The organism is Streptomyces sp. NPDC030838 (genome assembly GCF_055572035.1).
This window is the reverse complement of the sequence record NZ_JBVIED010000017.1, coordinates 208,651-231,183: the sequence shown is the minus strand read 5'-3', so window position 1 is coordinate 231,183 and position 22,533 is coordinate 208,651. Positions and strand designations below refer to the sequence as shown.

17 protein-coding genes are annotated in these 22,533 nt (G+C 72.0%); 4 read left to right on the top strand and 13 right to left on the bottom strand.

Annotated features, from left to right (window positions below; all coding sequences use genetic code 11):
- Positions 1-25 precede the first annotated feature (25 nt).
- The 3 genes from ACZ42A_RS34230 to ACZ42A_RS34220 form a co-directional block, all read right to left on the bottom strand.
- Positions 26-271: a chaplin gene (locus ACZ42A_RS34230; RefSeq protein WP_468531209.1), complete on the bottom strand. Its 246-nt coding sequence runs from the start codon at positions 269-271 to the stop codon at positions 26-28.
- A 158-nt stretch (positions 272-429) separates the two neighbouring features.
- Complete coding sequence (locus ACZ42A_RS34225; RefSeq protein ID WP_468531208.1) at positions 430-1,071, bottom strand: response regulator; 642 nt, start codon at positions 1,069-1,071, stop codon at positions 430-432.
- Positions 1,064-2,209 carry a GAF domain-containing sensor histidine kinase gene (locus tag ACZ42A_RS34220; RefSeq protein ID WP_468531207.1) on the bottom strand — a complete coding sequence of 382 codons (1,146 nt, stop codon included), beginning with the start codon at positions 2,207-2,209 and terminating at the stop codon, positions 1,064-1,066. The genes ACZ42A_RS34225 and ACZ42A_RS34220 overlap by 8 nt, the downstream gene beginning before the upstream one ends.
- Before the next feature lie 427 nt (positions 2,210-2,636).
- Here ACZ42A_RS34220 and ACZ42A_RS34215 point away from each other — a divergent pair, with 427 nt between their 5' ends.
- Positions 2,637-3,410: a transglycosylase SLT domain-containing protein gene (locus ACZ42A_RS34215; protein ID WP_468531206.1), complete on the top strand. Its 774-nt coding sequence runs from the start codon at positions 2,637-2,639 to the stop codon at positions 3,408-3,410.
- 85 nt (positions 3,411-3,495) lie between these two features.
- Here the strand turns inward: ACZ42A_RS34215 and ACZ42A_RS34210 are convergent, their stop codons facing one another.
- Complete coding sequence (locus ACZ42A_RS34210; RefSeq protein ID WP_468531205.1) at positions 3,496-6,060, bottom strand: ABC transporter ATP-binding protein/permease; 2,565 nt, start codon at positions 6,058-6,060, stop codon at positions 3,496-3,498.
- Between the two features lie 230 nt (positions 6,061-6,290).
- Here ACZ42A_RS34210 and ACZ42A_RS34205 point away from each other — a divergent pair, with 230 nt between their 5' ends.
- Positions 6,291-8,027, top strand: coding sequence for a streptophobe family protein (locus tag ACZ42A_RS34205; RefSeq protein WP_468531204.1), 1,737 nt, complete (start codon positions 6,291-6,293; stop codon positions 8,025-8,027).
- Positions 8,028-8,163: 136 nt separating this feature from the next.
- A complete protein-coding gene (serB, locus tag ACZ42A_RS34200; protein ID WP_468531203.1) occupies positions 8,164-9,372 on the top strand; it encodes a phosphoserine phosphatase SerB in 1,209 nt (402 codons plus the stop codon).
- Positions 9,373-9,465: 93 nt separating this feature from the next.
- Here the strand turns inward: serB and ACZ42A_RS34195 are convergent, their stop codons facing one another.
- From ACZ42A_RS34195 to ACZ42A_RS34180, 4 genes are all read right to left on the bottom strand, one after another.
- On the bottom strand, positions 9,466-9,984 hold the full coding sequence (locus ACZ42A_RS34195) for a SixA phosphatase family protein (protein WP_468531202.1): 519 nt from the start codon (positions 9,982-9,984) through the stop codon (positions 9,466-9,468).
- Between the two features lie 65 nt (positions 9,985-10,049).
- Positions 10,050-10,256 (bottom strand): hypothetical protein, encoded by a 207-nt coding sequence (locus tag ACZ42A_RS34190; RefSeq protein ID WP_468531201.1) that lies wholly within the window; start codon positions 10,254-10,256, stop codon positions 10,050-10,052.
- A gap of 198 nt (positions 10,257-10,454) precedes the next feature.
- Entirely contained in the window at positions 10,455-10,571 is a 117-nt protein-coding gene (locus tag ACZ42A_RS34185; RefSeq protein ID WP_399639348.1) for an SGM_5486 family transporter-associated protein, read from the bottom strand.
- 80 nt (positions 10,572-10,651) lie between these two features.
- Positions 10,652-11,965, bottom strand: coding sequence for a CynX/NimT family MFS transporter (locus ACZ42A_RS34180; RefSeq protein ID WP_468531200.1), 1,314 nt, complete (start codon positions 11,963-11,965; stop codon positions 10,652-10,654).
- Between the two features lie 73 nt (positions 11,966-12,038).
- Between ACZ42A_RS34180 and ACZ42A_RS34175 the strand changes: the two genes are divergently transcribed.
- Positions 12,039-12,737 (top strand): FadR/GntR family transcriptional regulator, encoded by a 699-nt coding sequence (locus ACZ42A_RS34175; RefSeq protein ID WP_468531199.1) that lies wholly within the window; start codon positions 12,039-12,041, stop codon positions 12,735-12,737.
- On the opposite strand, the gene ACZ42A_RS34170 is transcribed toward ACZ42A_RS34175, so the two are convergent.
- The 5 genes from ACZ42A_RS34170 to ACZ42A_RS34150 form a co-directional block, all read right to left on the bottom strand.
- Positions 12,712-13,065, bottom strand: a complete 354-nt coding sequence (locus tag ACZ42A_RS34170) for a hypothetical protein (RefSeq protein ID WP_468531198.1) — start codon at positions 13,063-13,065, stop codon at positions 12,712-12,714. The genes ACZ42A_RS34175 and ACZ42A_RS34170 overlap by 26 nt on opposite strands.
- A gap of 174 nt (positions 13,066-13,239) precedes the next feature.
- On the bottom strand, positions 13,240-14,007 hold the full coding sequence (gene fabI / locus ACZ42A_RS34165; protein ID WP_468531197.1) for an enoyl-ACP reductase FabI: 768 nt from the start codon (positions 14,005-14,007) through the stop codon (positions 13,240-13,242).
- Positions 14,008-14,012: 5 nt separating this feature from the next.
- Positions 14,013-14,732 carry a 3-oxoacyl-[acyl-carrier-protein] reductase gene (fabG, locus tag ACZ42A_RS34160; protein ID WP_468531196.1) on the bottom strand — a complete coding sequence of 240 codons (720 nt, stop codon included), beginning with the start codon at positions 14,730-14,732 and terminating at the stop codon, positions 14,013-14,015.
- A gap of 199 nt (positions 14,733-14,931) precedes the next feature.
- Entirely contained in the window at positions 14,932-16,398 is a 1,467-nt protein-coding gene (locus ACZ42A_RS34155) for a hypothetical protein (protein WP_468531195.1), read from the bottom strand.
- A 4-nt stretch (positions 16,399-16,402) separates the two neighbouring features.
- Entirely contained in the window at positions 16,403-22,279 is a 5,877-nt protein-coding gene (locus ACZ42A_RS34150) for a hypothetical protein (protein ID WP_468531194.1), read from the bottom strand.
- Positions 22,280-22,533 lie beyond the last annotated feature (254 nt).

Here is a 22,533-nt window from a genome sequence, read left to right as displayed (position 1 = left end):
GTCACTGCTCGCTGTGCACCGGACGTCAGTGGTTGACGCCCTGGTTGCCGAAGGCCGGGTTCAGCACGCCGATGACGTTCACGCTGTTGCCGACGTCGTTCAGCTGGACCTGCACCGGGGCCTGGACGAGGTTGCCCGAGACGACGCCCGGGGAGTGCTCGGCCTTGCCGGTCGCCAGCGAGCCGTCGGTGGCGGAGGCCATGCCCGCGCCGGCGGCCACCAGACCACCGGCCACCATCGTCACAGCCGCTGCCTTCTTCAGGTTCTTCACTTCTGAGCCCTCTCTAGCGATCACTGCGGCAAGTCGCCGCAGCACGCACTGGAGAACGGCCAGGGTTCGTGGAGGATGCGCCATCTGGGGGACATTCCCACGACGGTATGAATCTCAGCTTGGGGCGTAACCTTCCGTATTGCCGTACGGAGAGCTTGTCAGCCAGTCACACCATGGCGAACGGCCCACAGGGCGGCCTGGGTGCGGTCCGCCAGGTCAAGCTTCATCAGGATGTTGGAGACGTGCGTCTTGACGGTCTTCTCGGACAGCACCAGGGCGCGGGCGATCTCCCGGTTGGAGCGGCCGTCGGCGATCAGGCCCAGCACCTCGCGCTCCCGCTCGGTGAGCGAACCGGCTCTGCCGGGGCCGGAGTTGGAGTCCTCCTGGGACAGCAGGGCGCCCGCCACCTCTGGCTGGAGCAGGATGTGCCCGGCGTGCACCGAGCGGATGGCGCCGGCCAGGGCGTCGGGGTCCACGTCCTTGTAGACGTACCCGGCGGCGCCGGCGCGCAGGGCCGGGACCACCGTGCGCTGTTCGGTGAAGCTGGTGACGACCAGCACGCGCGCGGGGTTGTCGAGTTCGCGGAGTCTGCGCAGCGCCTCGACGCCGTCCATGCCCGGCATCTTGACGTCCATGAGCACGACGTCGGGCTTCAGTTCCTGGGCCCGCTCGACGCCCTCGGCGCCGTCGGCGGCCTCGCCCACGACCTCTATGTCGTCCTGGACCTCCAGGAAGGTGCGCAGGCCCCGGCGGACGACCTGGTGGTCGTCGACGAGCAGCACCTTGATTGCGTCAGCCACCGGGGACCTCCATCTCGATCGTGGTGCCCTTCCCGGGCGCCGATTCCACGGTCAGTCTGCCGCCGACCCCGCTCGCCCGGTCCCGCATGGAGACCAGGCCCAGATGGCGTCCGGCGCGGCGCACCGCGCGCGGGTCGAAGCCGCTGCCGTCGTCCGTGACGCGCAGCACCGCGCCGTTGCCGCGCTTCTCCAGGCACACGTCGACGTGGTCGGCGCCGGAGTGGCGCAGGGCGTTGTGCAGGGCTTCCTGGGCGACGCGCAGCAGGGCCTCCTCCTGAGCGGCGGGCAGGGCGCGCACTCCGCAGCTGTCGAAGGTGACGCGCGCGGTGTGGGCGCGGTCGAGGACCTGTGTCTGGGTGCGCAGGGTGGCGACGAGGCCGTCCTCGTCGAGCGCGGCGGGGCGCAGCTCGACGACGGCGGCGCGCAGCTCGTCGGCGGCCTCGGCGGCGAGCGCGGCCACCTGCTGGAGCTCGCCCTTGGCGCGGCCCGGGTCGCGGTCGACGAGGGCGGCGGCGGCCTGGGCGGTCAGGCGCAGCGAGAACAGCTTCTGGCTGACGGCGTCGTGCAGCTCGTGGGCGATGCGGGAGCGTTCCTCGGCGATGGTCAGCTCGCGGCTGCGTTCGTAGAGCCGGGCGTTGGTCAGGGCGATGGCCGCGTGCTGGGCGAGGATGGCGAGCAGTTCCTCGTCGTCCTCGGTGAAGCCGCAGCCGCCGTCCTTGCGAGGGCAGTGCTTGTTGGCGAGGAACAGGGCGCCGATGATCTCGTCGCCGTCGCGGATGGGCAGGCCCAGGAAGTCGGCGAGTTCGGGGTGGGCGGCGGGCCAGCCCTCGAAGCGGGGGTCCTTGCGGACGTCGGCGAGGCGTTCGACCCGGGCCTCGTGGAGCATCGAGGCGAGGATGCCGTGCTGGCGCGGCAGGGGCCCGATGGCCTTCCACTGCCGGTCGCTCACGCCGTCGACCACGAACTGGGCGAAGCCGCCGTGGTCGTCGGGGACGCCGAGGGCGGCGTACTCCGCGTCGAGCAGTTCGCGGGCGGAGGCGACGATCGTCTTGAGGACGTCGCGCACCTCCAGATGTCTGCTCATGGCCAGCAGCGCGGAACTCACCGCGGCGAGGCCGGACCGGGGGCCTTGACTCATGTCTCCACGCTACCGGCGGGGTGTGACAGCGCGGATCGGACCGGTGACGCGGTCGTCTGGTCCTGAGGTCCTAGGGCTGGGGTCCCAGAGAGCCTTACGCAGAGCGTTGCAGCGGCAACTGCGGGTGAGGCTGTTACCCGGCCGATGTGAGCCCGCGCATAGGGCGCAGATCACCTACGAAGGCTCGTAGGAGATACGCAGGCCCCGTATGAGCGGGACAGGCGGTCCAATCTGTCCCGATTTGCCCTTAGGTGATCCACTATCGGGCATCGTACGTCACACCTTTGCCTGGGATTTTTGCGCCAGCTAAGAATGGCTGCCGTCGCTCAGCGCCGCGGGTCCCGGCCCGCGGCGTTCGTGCGGGAAGAGCCCTGTCCCCCGCCGGACGTAGAGCGACCTCCGCGCTATTCGAAGAGGTCCATCCGCCATGCCCAAGAACACCCAGAACCCCGGTCGTAGTCGTGTGCTGACCAAGGCGCACAGGATCGCGCTCGCCGGTGTCGCCGCGCTCGGTGCCGCCGCCCTCGCGTTCACCGCCGTCCCGGCCGGCGGCGAGAAGACCACGGCCGAGGCCGGTTCCGCGGCTCCGGTGGCCTACGGCTCCGAGCCGGTCAAGGAGGTCTCCGAGCAGGTCAAGGACATCAAGGGGACGATCACCGACCAGCTGGCGACCGCCGGCGTGAAGGTCGAGGCGATCGAGGCGGTGCGGAAGGCCGCCGTCGAGGCCGCCGCCAAGGAGAAGGCCGCTGCCGAGGCCGAGCTCAAGGCCGCCGCGGAGGCCGCGCGGGAGCGCGCGGCGAAGCCGGCCGCGAGCCGGTCCGTGGCGCGCGTCGCCGCCAAGTCGGTCGCCGCCACGCCGGTCGCCGCCAAGAAGGCCTACACCAACAACCTCGACGGCTGGATCCGCGAGGCCCTCGACATCATGAAGGCGAAGGGCATCCCGGGCAGCTACAACGGCCTGCACCGCAACATCATGCGGGAGTCCTCGGGCAACCCGAACGCCATCAACAACTGGGACGTCAACGCCGCCAACGGCGTCCCGTCCAAGGGCCTGCTCCAGGTGATCCCGCCGACCTTCCAGGCGTACCACGTCCCCGGCACCTCCTGGAACATCTACGACCCGGTCGCCAACATCACGGCCGCCGCGAACTACGCGGCCGACAAGTACGGCTCGATCGACAACGTCTTCGGCGCGTACTGAGGCCGGCGCGGACCTCGTACCCCGTAAGGCCGAAGGGCGGCACCCCCAGCGAGGGGTGCCGCCCTTCGGCGTCGTACGGCCGTGACTACTTGCGCATGACCTCGGGCTCGTGGCGGCGCAGGAAGCGGGCCACGAAGAAGCCGCAGACCACGCCCAGGGCGATCAGGGCGGCCATGTCCAGGCCCCAGGTGCCCAGGCTGTGCTCCCACAGCGGGTCGTTGTCGGCGCCCTCCTCGGGCGGGCTGATCTTGTTGAAGTCCAGCGTGGCGCCCGCGGCGGCGACCGCCCAGCGCGACGGCATCAGGTACGAGAACTGGTTGACGCCGACCGTGCCGTTCAGGGCGAAGAGGCAGCCGGTGAAGACGACCTGGATGATCGCGAACATGACCAGCAGCGGCATCGTCTTCTCGGCGGTCTTCACCAGCGAGGAGATGATCAGGCCGAACATCATCGAGGTGAAGCCCAGCGCCATGATCGGCAGGGACAGCTCGACGAGGGTGGCGCCGCCGAGCAGCAGGCCCTCCTCCGGGATCTCCCGGCTGGCGAAGCCGATCACGCCGACCATCAGGCCCTGGAGCACGGTGATCAGGCCGAGCACGAACACCTTGGACATCAGGTACGCCGAGCGGGACAGGCCGGTGGCGCGCTCCCGCTCGTAGATGACCCGTTCCTTGATCAGCTCACGGACCGAGTTGGCCGCGCCGGCGAAGCAGGCGCCGACGGCGAGGATCAGCAGGACGGTGGTGGCCGTGCCGTTCGGGATGATCCGGCCGCTCTGCGGGTTGACCGGGTTGGGCAGCAGGCCGCGGTCCGGGTCGATGAGCAGGCTGACCGCGCCGAGGACGGCGGGCAGGATCACCATCAGGGCGAGGAAGCCCTTGTCGGAGGCGATCACCGAGACGTAGCGGCGCACCAGCGTGATGAACTGCGACATCCAGCCCTGCGGCTTCGGCGGCTTCATCGCCTGCAGCTGCGGCATCTGTACGGCCTGCGGGGCGACGGCGTCGATGTCCGCGGCGTACATCTGGTAGTGCTGCGAGCCCTTCCAGCGGCCCGCCCAGTCGTAGTCGCGGTAGTTCTCGAAGGCGGAGAAGACGTCGGCCCAGGTGTCGTAGCCGAAGAAGTTCAGCGCCTCCTCGGGCGGGCCGAAGTAGGCGACGGAACCGCCGGGCGCCATCACCAGGAGCTTGTCGCACATCGCCAGCTCGGCCACCGAGTGGGTGACGACGAGGACCGTGCGGCCGTCGTCGGCGAGGTCGCGCAGCAGCTTCATGACGTCGCGGTCCATGCCCGGGTCGAGGCCGGAGGTCGGCTCGTCCAGGAAGATCAGCGACGGCTTGGTCAACAGCTCCAGGGCGACGGAGACGCGCTTGCGCTGGCCGCCGGAGAGGGAGGTGACCTTCTTCTCCTTGTGGATGTCGAGCTTCAGCTCGCGCAGCACCTCGTCGATACGGGCCTCGCGCTCGGCCGCCGTGGTGTCGGCGGGGAAGCGGAGCTTGGCCGCGTACTTGAGCGCCTTCTTGACGGTCAGCTCCTTGTGCAGGATGTCGTCCTGCGGGACCAGACCGATGCGCTGGCGCAGCTCGGCGAACTGCTTGTAGAGGTTCCGGTTGTCGTACAGCACCTCGCCCTGGTTGGCCGGGCGGTAGCCGGTGAGCGCCTTGAGCAGGGTCGACTTGCCGGAGCCGGACGGGCCGATGACCGCGATCAGCGACTTCTCCGGGACGCCGAAGGAGACGTCCTTGAGGATCTGCTTGCCGCCGTCGACCGTGACGGTGAGGTGGCGGGCGGAGAAGGACACCTCACCGGTGTCGACGAACTCCTCCAGCCGGTCGCCGACGATCCGGAACGTCGAGTGGCCGACGCCGACGATGTCGGCCGGGCCGAGCAGCTGCGAGCCGCCCTTGGGGATCGGCTGGCCGTTGACGTACGTGCCGTTGTGCGAGCCGAGGTCGCGGATCTCCATGCGGCCGTCGGGCGTGGCGTGGAACTCCGCGTGGTGCCGGGAGACCTGGAGGTCGGAGACGACCAGATCGTTCTCCAGGGCACGGCCGATGCGCATGACGCGACCGAGCGCGAACTGGTGGAACGTGGTCGGGCTGCGGTCACCGTAGACCGGCGGCGCCCCCGCGGCACCACCGGGGACCTTCTGGGCGTAGTTCTCCGCCGGGGCCTGCTGCTGCGGCGGGATGTGCGCGGCGGGCTGCTGCGGCTGCTGCCAGCCGGCCTGCGGTGCCTGCTGCGGGACCTGCTGCTGCGGCGCCTGCGGCTGGGCCCAGCCGGCGCCGGCGCCCTGCGCGGCGTACGGCTGCTGCTGGGGCTGCGCCTGCGGTGTCACGGCGGCCGCGGCGCCGGAGAGCGTCACGAGCGGGCCGTCGGTCGCGTTGCCCAGGTGCACCGCCGAGCCCGGGCCGATCTCCATCTGATGGATCCGCTGGCCCTGCACGAACGTGCCGTTGGTGCTGCCGTGGTCCTCGATGACCCAACTGCGGCCGTTGAAGCTGACCGTGGCGTGCCGCCAGGAGACCCTGGCGTCGTCGAACACGACGTCACCCTGAGGATCGCGTCCGAGTGTGTAGGCCCTGGACGCGTCCAGCGTCCAGGTCCGTCCGTTTGATTCCAGTACGAGTTCCGGCACTCCATGCCCCACTGAGTTGTCCCCCGAGTTACCCCCATCGCAGGGAGTCTAGGGATGTCGAACATCGGGGGGAACTATTTCAGGAGCGGCCCCCTGACCGAAAGTCGGGCCTTGTGAAGACCGCGTACGGGCGCATCGAAGCACTGTCGTTGACGGGGTTGAAACCTGCCCGGAGAGTGGTAATCCCCCGCGAGGGGGACAAGCGCGGCAGTCGTGCCGCGCCGCGGATCGGGGGGTCTGCCATGAGCGTCGAGACCGCGCGGCACGGTACGAGGGTGCCCTGGGTGGATGTGCTGGTGTCCGCGATCGCCGCCGTGAGCTGGGCGTTGATCGGGATGGCGGGGACGGCCGCGCTCGGGCTGCGGCTGCTGGAGGCCGATGCGGCGGGTTCTTTGGGGCCGATGACCGCGGCGGTCGTGGCGCTCGGGGCGGGTGGTTCGGTCACGCCGTCCGGTGATGTGTCCGTGTTCGGCCTGGAGGGCGCGGAGGCCACGACCGCCATCGAGATCACGCCATTGGGCGTGAGCCTGGTCGGTGCGCTGCTGTTGTCATGGTTCTTTCTACGGTCCTTGCGGACGGCCGGAGTTGTCGTCGCGCCGGCCGAACTCCTCGCCCGCGCGGGGGCGGTGGTCGCGCTGTTCGTGGCGACGCTGGGCGGGCTGGCGTGGGCGGGGCACGACGTCATCACGCTCGACGGGGGCTCCCTCGGGCTCGACGACCTGACCGGCGGGAGTGGGAACGGGGGGCTTGAGGTTCCGGGGCTCGGGGACATCGGCGGGCTGCTGCCCGACCGGCTCGGCGACCTCGTCGGCGCGGAGGCGGCGGTCGGGTTCACCGTCGACACGGCGCCGACGCTGCTGGGCGGTGCGGTCTGGGTGACCGGGGTGCTGCTCGTCGCGTTGCTCGCCTCGCGCCGCACGCCCCTGCCGCGCGGCTGGGACGTGGTGCGCCGCGCGGTACGGCCGGCCGTGTCGGCGCTCGTCGCGGTACTGCTGGTCGCCGTGGCGGCGGGGTACGCGGCGGCGGGGTACGCGGCGATCGGCGACGACCACCCGAAGCGGATCGCGGGCGCCGCGCTGCTCGGGGCGCCGAACGGAGTGTGGCTCGGACTGTCGATCGGCCTGCTCGTGCCCTGGGACGGCGAGGCCTCGGGGGCGCTGACCCGTTTCCTCCCCGACCCGCTCGACGACCTGCTCGTCGACTCCGACCAGCCGGTCACGCTGGGTCGGCTCGCCGAGCTGGACGGGCGGGTGTGGCTGCTGGCGGTGGCGGCGGGGCTGGCGATGCTGCTGGCGGGGGTGGTGCAGGCGGTGCGGACGCCGGTCGCCTCGCGGGGTCTGGGGGCCGCCGGTTTCGCGGGCCGGTGCGCGGTACGGCTGGGCGCGGCGACGGCGCTCGCGCTGCCGCTGCTGGGATTGCTGACGGAGGTGTCGCTCGATGCCTCGCTGTCCGTGCTGGGGATCGACGCCTTCGGGGCCGGGGTGGACCTCCACGCCCACCTCGGCATGGCGCTGCTGCTCGGCGCGGTGTGGGGCGCGGCGGCGGGGGCCGGCGGGGCACTGCCGGCCTGGGCGAGCGGAGCGGCGGGGCGATGGGCGGCGCCGCCGGCAGGGGCTGACGCGCCCCGGGGTCGGGCTGTGTCCGCGCACGGGCCCGGCCCGTACGTCCCGGGCACCCCGTACCGCCCGCCGAACCCCGCCACCAACCCGTATCTGCGTCTCCCGGAGGGGCCGCGGGACCGGGACACGGAGGTGCTGCGAGCGCCGGAGGACCAGCCGCCGGCAGAGCACGAGCGGCAGGACCTGTACGGCGCCCCGACCATGGCGCGCCCTGTTGAGCCGCCTCCGCGTTCGCCCCGGCGGCCGCCGGGTGGGCGGGCACCGGGCTCGCCGGGGGGCGGGCCCCCGCCACCGCCGCCCCCTCCCCCGCCAGTGCCGCGGGGCCGGCCCAAGCCGCCACCGCCGGGCGAGTCCGAGTAGGGTCTCGGCGGGCTGCCGGTCCGGTCCGTGATCGGTATGTCAGGTGGACGTCACCTGGGCGACGCCCAGTGTTCCGTGTCCGCTAGGCGGACCTCGGGGGCGGGCGGCACTGGGTGCCGGTTACCGTGGGAGCACCATGAGCGCTTCGCAGACCTCTGACGTCCCCACTCTCCTGGTCAAGATCTTTGGCAAGGACAGGCCGGGCCTCACGGCCGGACTCTTCGACACCCTCGCCGCCTACTCCGTCGACGTGGTCGACATCGAGCAGGTCGTCACCCGAGGCCGGATCGTGCTGTGCGCGCTCGTCACCGAGCCGCCGCGCGGGACGGAGGGCGATCTGCGGGCGACCGTGCACAGCTGGGCCGAGTCGATGAAGATGCAGGCCGAGATCATCTCCGGCCTCGGCGACAACCGTCCGCGCGGGCTCGGCCGCTCCCTGGTGACCGTGCTCGGTCACCCGCTCACCGCGGAGGCCACCGCCGCCATCGCCGCCAGGATCACCAAGGTCGGCGGCAACATCGACCGTATCTTCCGGCTGGCCAAGTACCCCGTCACCGCAGTCGAGTTCGCCGTCTCCGGCGTGGAGACGGAACCGCTGCGCACCACTCTGGTCACCGACGCGGCGGCGCTCGGCGTCGACGTCGCGGTCGTCGCGGCGGGGCTGCACCGCCGGGCCCAGCGGCTGGTCGTGATGGACGTGGACTCGACCCTGATCCAGGACGAGGTGATCGAGCTCTTCGCCGCGCACGCCGGCTGCGAGGACCAGGTCGCCGAGGTGACCGCCGCGGCGATGCGCGGGGAGCTGGACTTCGAGCAGTCGCTGCACGCGCGGGTGGCGCTGCTGAAGGGACTGGACGCCTCGGTGGTGGACAAGGTGCGCAGCGAGGTCCGGCTGACGCCGGGCGCCCGCACCCTGATCCGTACGCTGAAGCGGCTCGGCTACCAAGTCGGTGTGGTCTCCGGCGGGTTCACCCAGGTCACGGACGATCTGAAGGAGCGCCTCGGGCTGGACTTCGCCCAGGCCAACACCCTGGAGATCGTCGACGGGAAGCTGACCGGCAAGGTCACCGGCGAGATCGTGGACCGCGCGGGCAAGGCGCGGCTGCTGCGCCGGTTCGCCGCGGAGGCGGGCGTACCGCTGTCGCAGACCGTGGCGATCGGCGACGGTGCCAACGACCTGGACATGCTGAACGCGGCGGGGCTCGGGGTCGCCTTCAACGCCAAGCCGGTGGTGCGGGAGGCGGCGCACACGGCGGTGAACGTGCCGTTCCTGGACACCGTGCTGTATCTGCTGGGCGTGACCCGCGAAGAGGTCGAGGCGGCGGACGCGCACGAGGAGAGCTGACCGGGCGGCTCCGGGGCCCGGGGCCGCCGCCGACAGCGTGAGGGGGCCGGCACCGCGGTGGTGCCGGCCCTTTTCAGCTGTGCCGGGGTCGGCTCACTCGCTCGGCGCCCAGTAGTCGAGCAGGGTGGCCACGCCCGGCTCCAAGGTCTTCCAGGAGCCGGAGAAGGACAGCACGGCGAAGGCGGCGGCAGGGAAGCCGCGGCGGGCCATGTGCTCGCGGGCCTCGTCGTCGGCCGAGCCGGCCAGCACCTCGGCGAGGCCGTGCACGCCGGGGTTGTGGCCGATCAGCAGGAGGTTCTGGGCGTCGTCGGGGGTTTCGTTGAGCACGGCGATCAGCTCGCCGGGCGAGGCCTCGTAGATCCGCTCCTCGTAGACCGTTTTCGGCCGGTGCGAGAACTCGTGGACGGCGAGCTTCCAGGTCTCGCGGGTCCGGGTCGCGGTGGAGCAGAGGGCCAGGTCGAAGGGGATGCCGGTGTCGGCCAGCCTGCGTCCGGCTTCGGCGGCGTCCTTGCGGCCCCGTTCGGCGAGCGGCCGTTCGTGGTCGTTCACCTGTGGCCAGTCGGCCTTCGCATGCCGGAAGAGGACGATCCTGCGGGGTTCTGCGACGCTCATGGCTCCCAGCTTCGCATGAAACAGACCATGAGGCGCAGGGAGTTGACGGGCGGCGGCGCCCGTGCTCAACGGGTCAGCAGCTGCTGCACGCGCTCCAGGAGCCGGGCTATGACCGGGTCGCCGGCCGCCGCGTGGGCGTCGGACGGGTTGAGGATCAGCGTCAGCAGGGCGACGAAGGCGAGCGTCGGCAGGGCGAGGGCCCACCAGGGCAGCCGCGTGTCGGCGCCACGCGGGGTCGCCGGGCGGGGGCGGGACTGGGTGCGGGCCGACATGATGCCTCCGGGGATCCGTCCTCGTCTGGGTGTGGTCCGCCTCCCGCGGCCACACTTCGACGCTACGGAATGGAGAGCCGCCAACCCATCCGGTGATCCACCCACTTGACCCTGAGCCTCGCCCCCTAGGGGATGGTGGGGCCAGCCCCACCATCGGCGGGACGCAGGACCTTCAGGCCGCCGGGCAGGCTGTCGGGCTCAGGGTGCGGCGATCGACGCGATGACGGCGATGATCACGAAGATGGCGAAGAACGAGCCGAAGACGAGCAGCATCTTCTTCTGGCCGTTCTGCGGGTTCGGGTCGAGCACTGGCATACGGCAAGTCTCGCACCCGCCATCCGCGCCCGCGCCGCCGGGGTCGGGTCAGCGCCCGCGCCACCGGGGTCGGGGTCGGGTCAGCGCGCGGCCGCCTCGTCCTCCACCGTGCGGTCGCGGCCCGCCAGCCAGCCCACCGCCATCTGCGGGATCATCAGGGCCACCATCAGCGCGATGGGCAGCCCCCAGCCGCCGCCGTGCTGGTAGAGCACGCCCACCAGGAGCGGGCCGGGGATGGAGATCAGATAGCCGGTGCTCTGCGCGAAGGCGGACAGCTGGGCCACGCCCGGACCGGACCGCGCGCGCATCCCGACCATGGTCAGGGCCAGCGGGAAGGAGCAGTTGGAGACGCCGAGCAGCAGGGCCCAGGCCCAGGCGCCGCCGGCCGGGGCGACGTACAGACCGGCGTATCCGGCGAGGCCGCAGACGCCGAGCGCGAGCACGATGGGCCCCTGGTGGGGCAGCCGGGTGGCCAGGCGCGGGATGACGAAGGCCAGCGGCACGCCCATCACCATCGTCACGGCCAGCAGCAGACCGGCCGTGCCGGCGGGAACGCCGGCGTCGCGGAAGATCTGCGCCATCCAGCCCATCGTGATGTAGGCGGCGGTGGCCTGGAGCCCGAAGAACACGGCGAGCGCCCACGCGGTACGGCTGCGGGTGATCCGCAGCGCGGGCGCCTGCGCCTCGCCCTGGGCGGCCCCGGAGTCGGCCTGCCCGGCACCGGAGGACGCGCCCCGGTCCCGCAGGACCGGCAGCCACGGCAGGACGGCCGCCGCCGCGAGCGCGGCCCACACGGCGAGCCCGGACCGCCAGTCGCCGCCCAGCGCGTCGGTCACCGGCACGGTCACGGCGGCGGCGGTCGAGGTGCCGAGGGCGAGGGCCATGGAGTACGCGCCGGTCATGGAGCCGACCCGGTCCGGGAACCAGCGCTTGACGATGACCGGCATCAGGACGTTGCTGACCGCGATGCCCATCAGCGCGAGCGCGGTGGCGGCCAGGAAGCCGGGCGTACCGCCGGTGTACGGCCGGATGATCAGGCCGGCGGCGATGGCGGCCATACCGGCGCACACCACCGCGGCGGGCCCGAAGCGGCGGGCCAGGCGGGGTGCCATGACGCCGAAGACGGCGAAGCAGAGCGGCGGCACGGAGGTGAGCAGTCCGGCGACGCTGCCGCTCATGCCGAGGCCGTCGCGGACCTCCTCCAGGAGGGCGCCGAGGCTGGTGATGGCGGGGCGGAGGTTGACGGCGGACAGCATGATGCCGACGACGACCAGGCGGATGGCCCAGGCGCGCGGGGTGCTCCCGCGCGTCGCCTCGTCGGTGCCGCCTGCCGCCGGATCGCGTACGTCCGGGTGCTTCCTCGTCTGAGTCTCCTCGCTTGCCATGCGGTCCATCATAGAATCATGGGATGATTGGTTGTCCATTCCCCCGGCGTCCGCTGCCGCCCGTCCCGTGCGAAGGTGTGCCATGCCCTTGAGCCACCCCCGTCGTTCGGCGCTGTCCGAGCAGGTCATCGCCGAGCTGCGCAACCAGATCACCTCGGGCGAATGGCCGGTCGGCTCCCGTATCCCGACCGAGCCGGAGCTGGTCGAACAGCTCGGGGTCGCCCGCAACACGGTCCGTGAGGCGGTCCGGGCGCTGGCGCACAACGGCCTGCTGGACATCCGCCAGGGCTCCGGCACCTACGTCGTGGCGACCAGCGAGCTGGCGGGCGTGATGCACCGCCGTTTCGCGGGCGCCGACCCGCGGCACATCGCCGAGCTGCGCTCCACCCTGGAGTCGGCCGCCGCGAAGCTGGCCGCCGAGCGGCGCACCGAGAAGGACCTCAAGCAGCTGGACGCGCTCCTGGTGCGGCGCGAGGAGGCCTGGGAGACGGGGGACACGGAGCTCTTCGTGACCGCCGACGCGACCTTTCACCTGGCGGTGGTCGCCGCCTCCCACAACGACGTCATGACCGCGATGTACGCGGACCTGGGCGAGGTGCTGCGGGACTGGCTGCGCGAGGACGTGGGCGAGGAGCTGACCCCGGAGACGTACATGGACCACACGCGGCTGGTGGACGCCATCCGCGCGGGAGACGCGGAGACGGCCGCGGCGGAGGCGGCGAGCTATCCGTTCCTGCTGTGCCGCCCGGGCCGGTTCAGCTCCCCTGGTTCTGGTGGCTGACCCACACCGCGCGGACCTCCTTCCAGCACCGGCCGGTCAGCCGTACGGTCATCGCGGGTTCGGTGTCGACCGGGGCGCTGTCGGTGTCCAGGTCCCACCAGCGGGCGCACTCGATGTGCAGCCGCACGCGATCGGTGTCGACATAGGGATTGTGGCAGTGGGCCGTCACCTCGGAGCCGCGGACACGGGTGCGGCATTCGGCGCCGAACAGCTTCGGGGCATCGGGATCGCGTACCTCCACGCGCGCGTGGGGCATCGCGTCGTACGGCAGGGACAGCACCAGGGCTACGGCTACGGTCACTGAGGCCAGGCTGCGGAACAGGCGCACAAGGGGGACCTCCTCGGCCGTGCTGGGGAGGGACGCGTGTGGTGAACGCGTAATCCAGAGTGCCCAGTTGCCCCGGCGCTCCGCCCGGCCGACTAGGCCGAACGGGGGACGCCCCGCTCCCCGCGCGGTGCGGGGAACGGGGCGTCGGCGGCGTACGGAAAACCGCCGGGAGGGTCAGGCGCCGATGGCGTGCAGACCACCGTCGACGTGGATGATCTCGCCCGTGGTCTTCGGGAACCAGTCGCTCAGCAGGGCGACGACACCGCGGCCCGCCGGCTCCGGGTCCTTCAGGTCCCACTCCAGCGGGGAACGGCTGTCCCACACCGAGGCCAGCTCGCTGAAGCCCGGGATGGACTTGGCGGCCATGGAGCCGATCGGGCCGGCCGAGATGAGGTTGCAGCGGATGTTCTGCTTGCCCAGGTCACGCGCCATGTAGCGGTTGGTGGCCTCCAGGGCGGCCTTGGCCGGGCCCATCCAGTCGTACTGCGGCCAGGCGTACTGGGCGTCGAAGGTGAGGCCGACGACGGAGCCGCCGTTCTGCATCAGCGGCAGGCAGGCCATGGTCAGCGACTTCAGCGAGAACGCCGAGACGTGCATGGCGGTGGCGACCGACTCGAACGGGGTGTTCAGGAAGTTGCCGCCGAGCGCGTCCTGCGGGGCGAAGCCGATGGAGTGGACGATGCCGTCGAGGCCGCCCAGCTCCTGGCCGACGACCTCCTCCAGGCGGCCCAGGTGCTCGTCGTTGGTGACGTCGAGCTCGATGACCTTGGTGGGCTTGGGCAGCCGCTTGGCGACGCGCTCGGTCAGCGTGGGCCGCGGGAACGCGGTCAGGATGATCTCGGCGCCCTGCTCCTGGGCCAGCTTGGCGGCGTGGAAGGCGATGGAGGACTCCATCAGCACACCGGTGATCAGGACGCGCTTGCCCTCGAGAATTCCGCTCATGGTGATCAGTGACCCATTCCCAGTCCGCCGTCAACGGGGATGACGGCTCCAGTGATGTACGAGGCGTCGTCCGAGGCGAGGAACCGCACCGTCGCGGCGATCTCCTCCGGCTGCGCGTACCGGCCGAGCGGCACCTGCGACACGATGTTGTCGCGCTGCTCGTCGGTGAGCGCCTTGGTCATGTCGGTGTCGACGAAACCGGGCGCGACGACGTTGAAGGTGATGTTGCGCGAGCCCAGCTCACGGGCGAGGGAGCGCGCGAAGCCGACCAGGGCGGCCTTGGAGGCGGCATAGTTCGCCTGGCCCGCGGAGCCGAGGAGGCCGACGACCGACGAGATGAGGACGACGCGGCCCTTCTTGGCGCGCAGCATGCCGCGGTTGGCGCGCTTGACGACCCGGAAGGCGCCGGTGAGGTTGGTGTCGATGACCGAGGTGAAGTCCTCCTCGGACATCCGCATCAGAAGCTGGTCCTTGGTGATGCCGGCGTTGGCCACCAGCACCTCGACCGGGCCGTGCTCGGCCTCGATCTCCTTGTAGGCCTGCTCCACCTGCTCGGGGTCGGTGATGTCGCACTTGACCGCGAGGCAGCCCAGTTCCTTCAGGGCAGCGGGCGGCTCCCCCGAGCGGTATGTGATCGCGACCTTGTCGCCGGCGTCGGCGAAAGCGCGGGCGATGGCGAGGCCGATGCCCCGGTTGCCTCCGGTGACGAGAACCGAGCGGCTCAACGGATCACCCTTTCCATAGCGGTCTGGATTCCCCCGCCCGGGCACCTGGACGACAGGCGGCGATGACAGGCGGCTTCACCGAAAACCTATCGGTCGGCTCCCGGGGTGGGACATTCGGGCACCGACAGTGGCATGGGGGACTCGCTGTGGGGTTTCTACAGTTCACGGCATCCTCGACCGCGCCGTGCGAGCCGGGTGACTAGGTGTCGTGCCCCCACCTGAGGTCGGCGGCCGTCAGCTTGGCACAGAGCTCGTCGAGGTGGTCGTCCTCCAGGACCTTGCGGTGGGACAGCGTGTTGCGGGCCTTGACCACGGTCGCCAGCAGCAGCCGCTCGTCGATCGGAAGGGATATGTGGCCCCTGAGGCAGGCGCGCTCCAGTTCGGATGCCTCCGCGCAGAGAAAGGTCCGCTCCGGGCGGGTGGTGTGATCCTGGAGGCGGTTGCGCACGTAGAGCTCCACCAGTTCGCGGACCGGCCGGTTCGCGTGGGCCAGCGCCAGCTCGGCGAGCCGTCGCCGCGCCTCCTCGATCCACGGCATCAGCACACGGGCCTGAGCCTGGCTGACCAGGATGCTGAGCTGGTCGGGGCGCCCCTCGCCGCCGTCGGTGTGCCAGAGGGCGGGGTGGAGCCTGGGTCTGCCCTCCCACGCCTGGACGGAGCCGCGCGCCCACGCCTCGCGGAGTACCGAGGGCGGTTTGTGCCGCAGGCCCGCCCCGCTGGGCACCGGTGGGCAGTCGGCACCGGAGGCGGGCGTCCGGGTCGCCAGGCAGGCGCGCAGGCAGTCGTCCAGGCTACGGTCGCTGCCGTCCCAGCAGCGGAACAGCTCCGCGGCGAGAACGAGGTCCGGGCCGCACAGCTCGCTCACCACTTCCGCGCGCAGCGCCCTGAGCACACGGGTGCGAAGGACGGTGCCGCCCATGGCGGTCCGGTGGCGGTCGGGTGCGCCGAGTCCGTGGAGAAGTGTGGCGCTGTCGAGCCGGCCCACGGTGCCCCACCACCAGTGCACCGAGGTCGTCGCCAGGTCGAGCTCCAGTTCGTCGGGGAGCTGCGGCGGCAGGTCGCGCAGCCGCCCGGTGATCATCACCCTGGGGCGCTGCTCCGGGAGCAGGCCGACGTCCTTGACCGCCGCGTCCAGGGCGCGCACGAGGCGGGCGATGTCGTGCCCGCGCTCTCCGTGCCGGGTGTCGGGCTCGGTCCAGGCGCGTACGCCGATGACGGGCCGCCAGTGAGCGGCGGGGTCGGTCAGCTCGTCGACCGCGCGCTCCGGGTCGACGGAGAGCTCCTTCGCGAGCCGGGTCACCAGCTCGGACGGCCCGCCGCCGACGGGTGCGGGCGGCATCTCCCGCCGGGGTCCCGGAAGGTCCCAGCCGATGTCGAAGCCGTCGTCGAAGCCGTCGAGCAGCGGGACGTCAGCGGTGACGTACGGGTGCGGGGCGGGCTCCGGGGGCACGAGTTCCGCCTGCACGGCCCCGGGCTCGGGCAACTGGATGTGTTCGGGCGCGCGGATCAGCACCGCGCGGTGCAGTTCCTCGGCGTGCCCGGCGACGACCAGGTCGTCCGGCAGCAGCCACACACAGTTCCGGCCGGCGGCCAGATCGGCCGCGACGCGCTCGATCTGGCCGCGCACTCCGGGAAATCCGACCAGCTCCTCCCCCGTCAGCCGCACCCGCTCACTCCCCCGCACGCGCGCGCACGGCGCGGAACGTCACCGGGTCGACCGCGATGCCGTCGGGCACGGCGTCGACGAGCCCCAGCCGGTCCAGCCGGGCGAGCCAGGTCTCGGTCTCCGGCTCGGGCAGTTCCACGGCCTCGGCGACCTGGTCGATGGGGACGCCCTGCCCCTCACTGACGTAGCCGTTCCACAGGGCGAGCAGATCGAGGTCCCGGATCTCCAGGCCGGCCGCCTCACAGTGGCGGTCGAGGTTGTCCGGCAGCCGGATGGCCCGGCCTATCTTGTCCAGGGCGCTGTCGAGCGTCGCGCCGTTGACGGTGACCTCGGCGATGGCGGGCTCGACCCAGGTGGCCCAGCCGCCGGTGACCTGGATCAGCCGGGTGCGGTCGGCCTTGGACACGAAGGGACACTCCGGCCACGCCCGCAGGCTCTCCACCGACCAACGCTCCGGACGCAGGAACCGGACGGGCAGAGGTTCCACGTCCTTCGGCTCCTGCACGGCGCCCACGGTGAGCGCGTCGGCCACGACGAACACCGAGCGGTGGTTCGAGCGTTTGCGTCCCTCGGCCTGGTGGACGAGGGCGTCGGCGGCCGGCCCCGCGTGCTCCACACACAGCCGTACGGCGTCCAGCAGCGCGTCGGCCTCGATGCCGCGCAGGTCGACGGCGAGGACGTAGTTCCTGCGCAGCCGGGAGGCGTCGGTGAGGACCGCGCGCAGGTCGTCCTGGGCGCTCACCCTGCGGACCTCCACGCCGCGCGCCTCGGCGAAGCGCTCGGTCGCCGTGATCATCAGTTCCGGGCGGTGCAGCCTGGTGGTGCCGATCACCGTGACGCCCGGCTGCGCGGCCTCGTGCAGCTGGCCCTCGGTGAGGGGGCTGTAGCGGGTCACGTAGCGGTTCGGGTCGCTGCCCATGTAGCGGCCGAGGAGGCGGCGCGCCGCGCGCGGGTCGTACTCGTAGGGCTGGCTGAACTCGGTCTCCCGGAGTTCCAGCAGCAGCTCGTCGCGGGTGCCCAGCATGTTGACGACGTTGGGGCTGCGTACCGCGAACCGGGAGCGGTCGCCGAGCTGCACCAGCAGGCCGAGGCCGACCATTTCCCTGAGGTAGATCTGGACCTGCTTGACGCCGAGTTCCTGGAAGCCCTCCTCCCAGGCCTCCCTCGCCCACTGCAGCAGTTCCTCGGCGGAGTAGTCGCCGCGGTAGCCGTCCTCGAGACTGCGCAGGGCGATGACCAGGGTCAGGACGCGGTAGCGGTCCTCCAGGTTGATGGTGAAACGCAGCCGCTCGGCCAGGCGGGTGCGCACGGTCTCCGAGGCCGCGACCTCCTGGACGTCCGACTCGGTGATCGGCGTGGGGCGGACATGGCCGCGCTGGGAGCGGCCCTGGAGGGTGCGGACGAGTTCGCTGCAGAAGATCTGCACCAGGTTGGCCTGGTAGTTGGTGATGGCGAGGATGCGCCAGACCAGCTCCGGCCGCTCGAAGACGAAGCCCAGGGCCGCCATGGGCTCGGTGACCAGCCGCACGGCCGCGGTCGGGTTCAGCGGTCCGACCAGGACGTCGGGGCCGCCGTGCGCGGTGGAGACATTGGACAGTTCGCCGAAGCGCTGCACCTGGTGGAGGCCCGCGAAGACCACCTTGAGACGGCGGTCCGTCTGCTCCATGAGGTGCTGGAAGCGCTTGACGTTCTGGAACGTGGACTCTCCTCCGGACCGGAAGACCCGGCGGGAGTCGGCGGTGAGGAACGCGTCCGCCTCGTCGGCGAGGATCAGCATCCGGCGGGAGTCGTCCGCGTCCAGCCAGCCGCGGATGGCGTTGGCCACGTGCTCGGGCTGGGCCTGGTCGGACACCTTCTTCGGGTCGATGACCCGCTGCCGCTTCAGGTCGTCGGCCAGCAGTTTCCAGATCCGCTCGGGGGACTCCGCCTGGCCGATCTCGGCCTTCACCAGGTCCAGGTACACGGCGACGTTGGCGTCGGAGCGGCGCGGGAACAGTTCGGCCACCCGGCGCAGCAGCGCGGACTTGCCGAGCTGGCGGCCGCCGTAGAGGAAGAGACCGCCGTCCGGGTTCATCACCTCCCGCAGCTCCTGGTCACGGCCGTAGAAGACTTCCGGCGGCACGGCGCCTGCGACGAACGGGGTGTAGGGGTCGTACGACGTCCAGGGCAGCGTGACGCGCTGCAGCGCACGGAAGGCGCCGGGCGCGCGGGCGGCCATCCAGCCGGCCACCGCCGGGTCGACCACCAGCGCCTGCTGGGCCTTGCGCCGCGAGGCCTCGGCGAGGGCCCGCCGCCCCTCCAGGCCGAGGGGGTGCAGGTAGAGCACGAGGTTGGCGTCGACGTCGGAGTCGTCGAGGTGGGCGAGGGGGCCGTCGGCGCGCTGTTCCTCCCAGATGAGCAGCACGGTGTACGACGTGGCGCGGGACCCGAGCGCGGCGACGTACCCGGGCGCTTCGATGACGCTCGCCCGTCCCTTGAAGCGGCGCACGCCCTGTCCCATCGGCTCGGCCTGGAAGTGCCCCAGGGGCTTCAGGCCGAGCAGCCGCAGCACGCGCGTGACGTGCTGGCTCCAGTCGCTGTTGCGCCCCTTCTTGGTGCACAGGGCCTTCCAGGAGGCGATGCCCTGCTCGGCGTTGGCGGTGACCTTCTCGCCGGAGCCGTAACGGTCGACCCACCAGCCGGCCGGCACGCCGTCGCCGCCGGGAGAGGGGGCGCCGGGGCCGGTCAGACCGGCCAGGAACTCGCGGAGTTCGGCGCCCTCGTCGTCCGGTCGCTCCGGCAGCCGCTGACCGCTCTCCGCGAGCGCGAGGAACTCCTGCGCGGTGACCGTGTCCCCCTCGTCGATCAGCCGCAGGATGCGGTCGTGGTCGGGGTCGGAGAGCGGGCGCTCCGGGTCGAGTTTCAGCGCGTCGAGCCGCTCGCGCAGGCGCTTGGTCGATTCCGCGACCCAGTCTGTCAGTTCGGCGACGAGGTCGCGCAGGGCGCTCAGCGCGTACCGGTAGCGCCCCGCCTCGTCGCCGTCCGCGAACTCCTGCAGGCGGCCGGTGAACTCGCGCTCCGTGTCGGAGGGCATCAGGTTGAGCGTTCTGATCTGCGCCAGGTGGGAGGCGGCCAGGCGATGGTGCTCGGCGATCTTCCGGCGCCATTCCTTCTCGGCCTCCCGGCAGCGCCGGACCGCGTCCTCCAGCCACGCCGCCTGGGCGGCGGGGTCCGCGGCGACGGTGTCACCGACCACCCGCACCAGGGCGCGGGCCAGATGCAGATCGCCGCGCGCCACGTACTCCGCCAGCGCCGACTCGGCGGACTCCGGGGTCAGCAGGCCGGCCAGGGCGGGAGCCGTGCGCGGGTCGTCGAAGTCGGGGCGGCCGTCGGCGTCGCGCGGCAGCTCCGGCAGGAACAGCAGGCAGTCGTCCGACGGGACGATGGCACCGTCGGCGTCGATCGTCGTCGCCGAGTGGCCTGTGGATTCGGCGGCCAGCCATCCGCGCAGCAGGCCGAGTGCGGCGCCGCCGACTCCCGACGGCTCGTCGTAGGACGCCAGCTCCGCCACCAGTGCCTCCCACCGGGGGGCGTTGGAGCCGGCGGCGGTGTCCTTGGCCTGCGCGGCCGCGGCCATCGCCTCGGCCTTCGCCACCAGCTCCCCCACCGACCTGATGGTCGCGTGCAGCTGGCGCAGCGCGCCGGAGTGGATGGCTTCCCTGGCCTGCTTGGGGGTGCGGAAGCGGCTGTCGGCGTCCTCGATGAGCCGGTCGACGTACTCACCGCGTCTGAGGTTCTCGCCGAAGGCCTTGAGCGCCGAGGCGTCGCCCGTACCGGTGGCCCAGTCCAGCACCGCGCGCAGGGCCTGGTGCAGTTGGCCCGAGGGGCCGGTCAGGTACTGCAGGGCCCGGGACGCACGCTGGTACTTGATCTTCCGGCGCGGGAGGTCCTCCAGGAGGACCCGCGCGGATTCCTCGATGTCGTCGACCGTGAGGTGGTGTTCCGGCTCGGTGGGCTCCTCCACCGAGCCGGGCACGAAGATGCGGCATTCGCGCACCGCCTCGTTCAGCGCCATCAGCAGGTGCTGCCAGGGCTGGGAGAGGCCGGACGGCATGGTGAAGTCGCTGACGAGGGCATGCGGCCAGCCGGCCGTGAGGCCGGAGCGCATCGCCGCGGCCAGGGCCACGAGGTGCGCGTCCCGGTCCTCGACGAGGTCGAGGGACGTGATGTCGTGCGCCATCTGCACCTGGGTGGCCCCGTCCACGTCGGTGCAGGAAAAGGCGGCCGCGAGGAAGGAGAGCGCCTTGGCGCGGTGGGGATGGTCGTCCGACGCCGCCGACATCCAGTACGCCTGCGGCAGGTCTCCGCGGGCCACGAGTCGCGCCACAGGAGAGGGGCCGTCGACAGCAGTCCAGGGCGAGGTCGTGTCGTCCGCGGGGAGTGGGGCGGAGGCCGGGTGGCCGTCGGAGGCGGGGGTGGGAGCGGTGAGGGCCGTGTCGCGGTCCTGCTCGGTCCTCGGCGTCGCGGGCTGCGCGGTGGCGACGGGCGAGGCTTCGGCGGGTGATGCTTCGGCGGGTGACTGTGGCTCCCATTGGGGCTGCGGCTGCGGCTGCGGCTGCGGCTGCGGCTGCGGGACAGACTCCGTGGGCGCGGGCGCGGGGTCGGGCGCGGACTCGAGGGGTCCTGGCGCCGGGATGACCTGCGGCTCGTTTTCCGGCTCCGCCCGCTGCTCCGGCTCCGGCTTCTCCTCCGGCCCCGGCTTCTCCTCCGGCTGCGGCTGCACGGTCGGCTGCGGCTGCACGGTCTGCTGCGGCTGCGACGTCGATTCCGAGGCAGACTCGACGGGCCCCGGCGACGGGATGACCTCCGGCTCGTCTTCCGGCTCCGGCTCCGACTTGTCCTCCGGCTCCGGCTCCACGGTCGGCTGCGCCCCCGATTCCGAGGCCGAGTCCGGGGCGACGGTGGACGACTGCTCCGACTCCGACTGTGCAGGCGGCTCCGGCAGGCTGCCCCGCAGAGCGGCCTCGAGCGCCGTCATCTGACCGCGGATGCCGTCCAGGGCCATGCGCAGCCCCTCGGCCTCCGCCTCGGCCTCCGCGCCCGCGATCAACTGCTCGTACTGGGTGGCGCGCCGCCGCAGCTTGTCCCTCTGGGCCAGGGCCTCCCTGACCCGGTCGAGGCGTTCGAGTTCCGCCTCCAACTCGGCATACCCGGCGTCGGAAGGCCAGTCGCCCCCCTGCTCGGAGAGCGTCTCCGCGAGAAGGGCGCGCTCGTGGACCCACGCGGCGAGGAGGTCGGTGAGCCGCTCCCTCGCCTCGGGCACCCTGCCGTCCCGCAGGGCGACGGCGGACCGCTCCAGGGCGTCGGCCAGTTCCCCGCCGGAGGAACGCAGGCCGGACAGGGCACGGCGGACGGTGTCGGCCCCTGCTCCCGCGTCGAGATGCGCTGTGGGCGCGGCGGCCGTCGTCGCCTCCCGGCTCTCCTCGTTTCGGCTGCCGTTCACGTCCGTCCTCTCCGAGCCCTCGTATCGCACCGCTGTTTCCCCCGCCTTCCCGAGCGCCCTCCGCCGCCGCATCGACGTTCGCGAGAGCCTCGGACCGATCTCCCGGGCGTCGGGCGGCGGTTCGCGATCGGCCGCGGCCCCGCACCGGGCCAGGTGCGCCATGGCCACCTCCGCCGCGGGCAGCTGACCCTGGGCCTCAGGGGCCAGCAGCCCGTACAGCGCGCAGCGAGCCAGTGCCGGGTCCAGCACCTCGAGCATCGTGACGAGGTCGGGCGCGGAGGGATCCTCCACGACGTCCCGTGGGAAACCGTAGGCACCGATGAGCGCGCGGGACGCCCAGGAAACGCCGCACGCGGCCACCCCGTGCAGCACCGGCTCCGTCGTGGTGGTCAACCACACGCGCACGGACTGTGCTTCGCGGCGCGATGCCACCTGGGCGTCTCCGCCCTCCTTGACGCGCCGTCGGTGCACACACCGCTTGCGGCGCAAGCACTGATGCTGCGTCAACAACCCCCGCATGCTTCGCTCATCGAGCGACAGCAGCCACGCACGGAACTCCCGCCCCCAACCCTGCATGGAGAGATACTGACACTTGCCGCTGACAATGACCCCCCGATGCCCGCAAAAGGCCCGGAGGCACGGGCGCGGGGGAC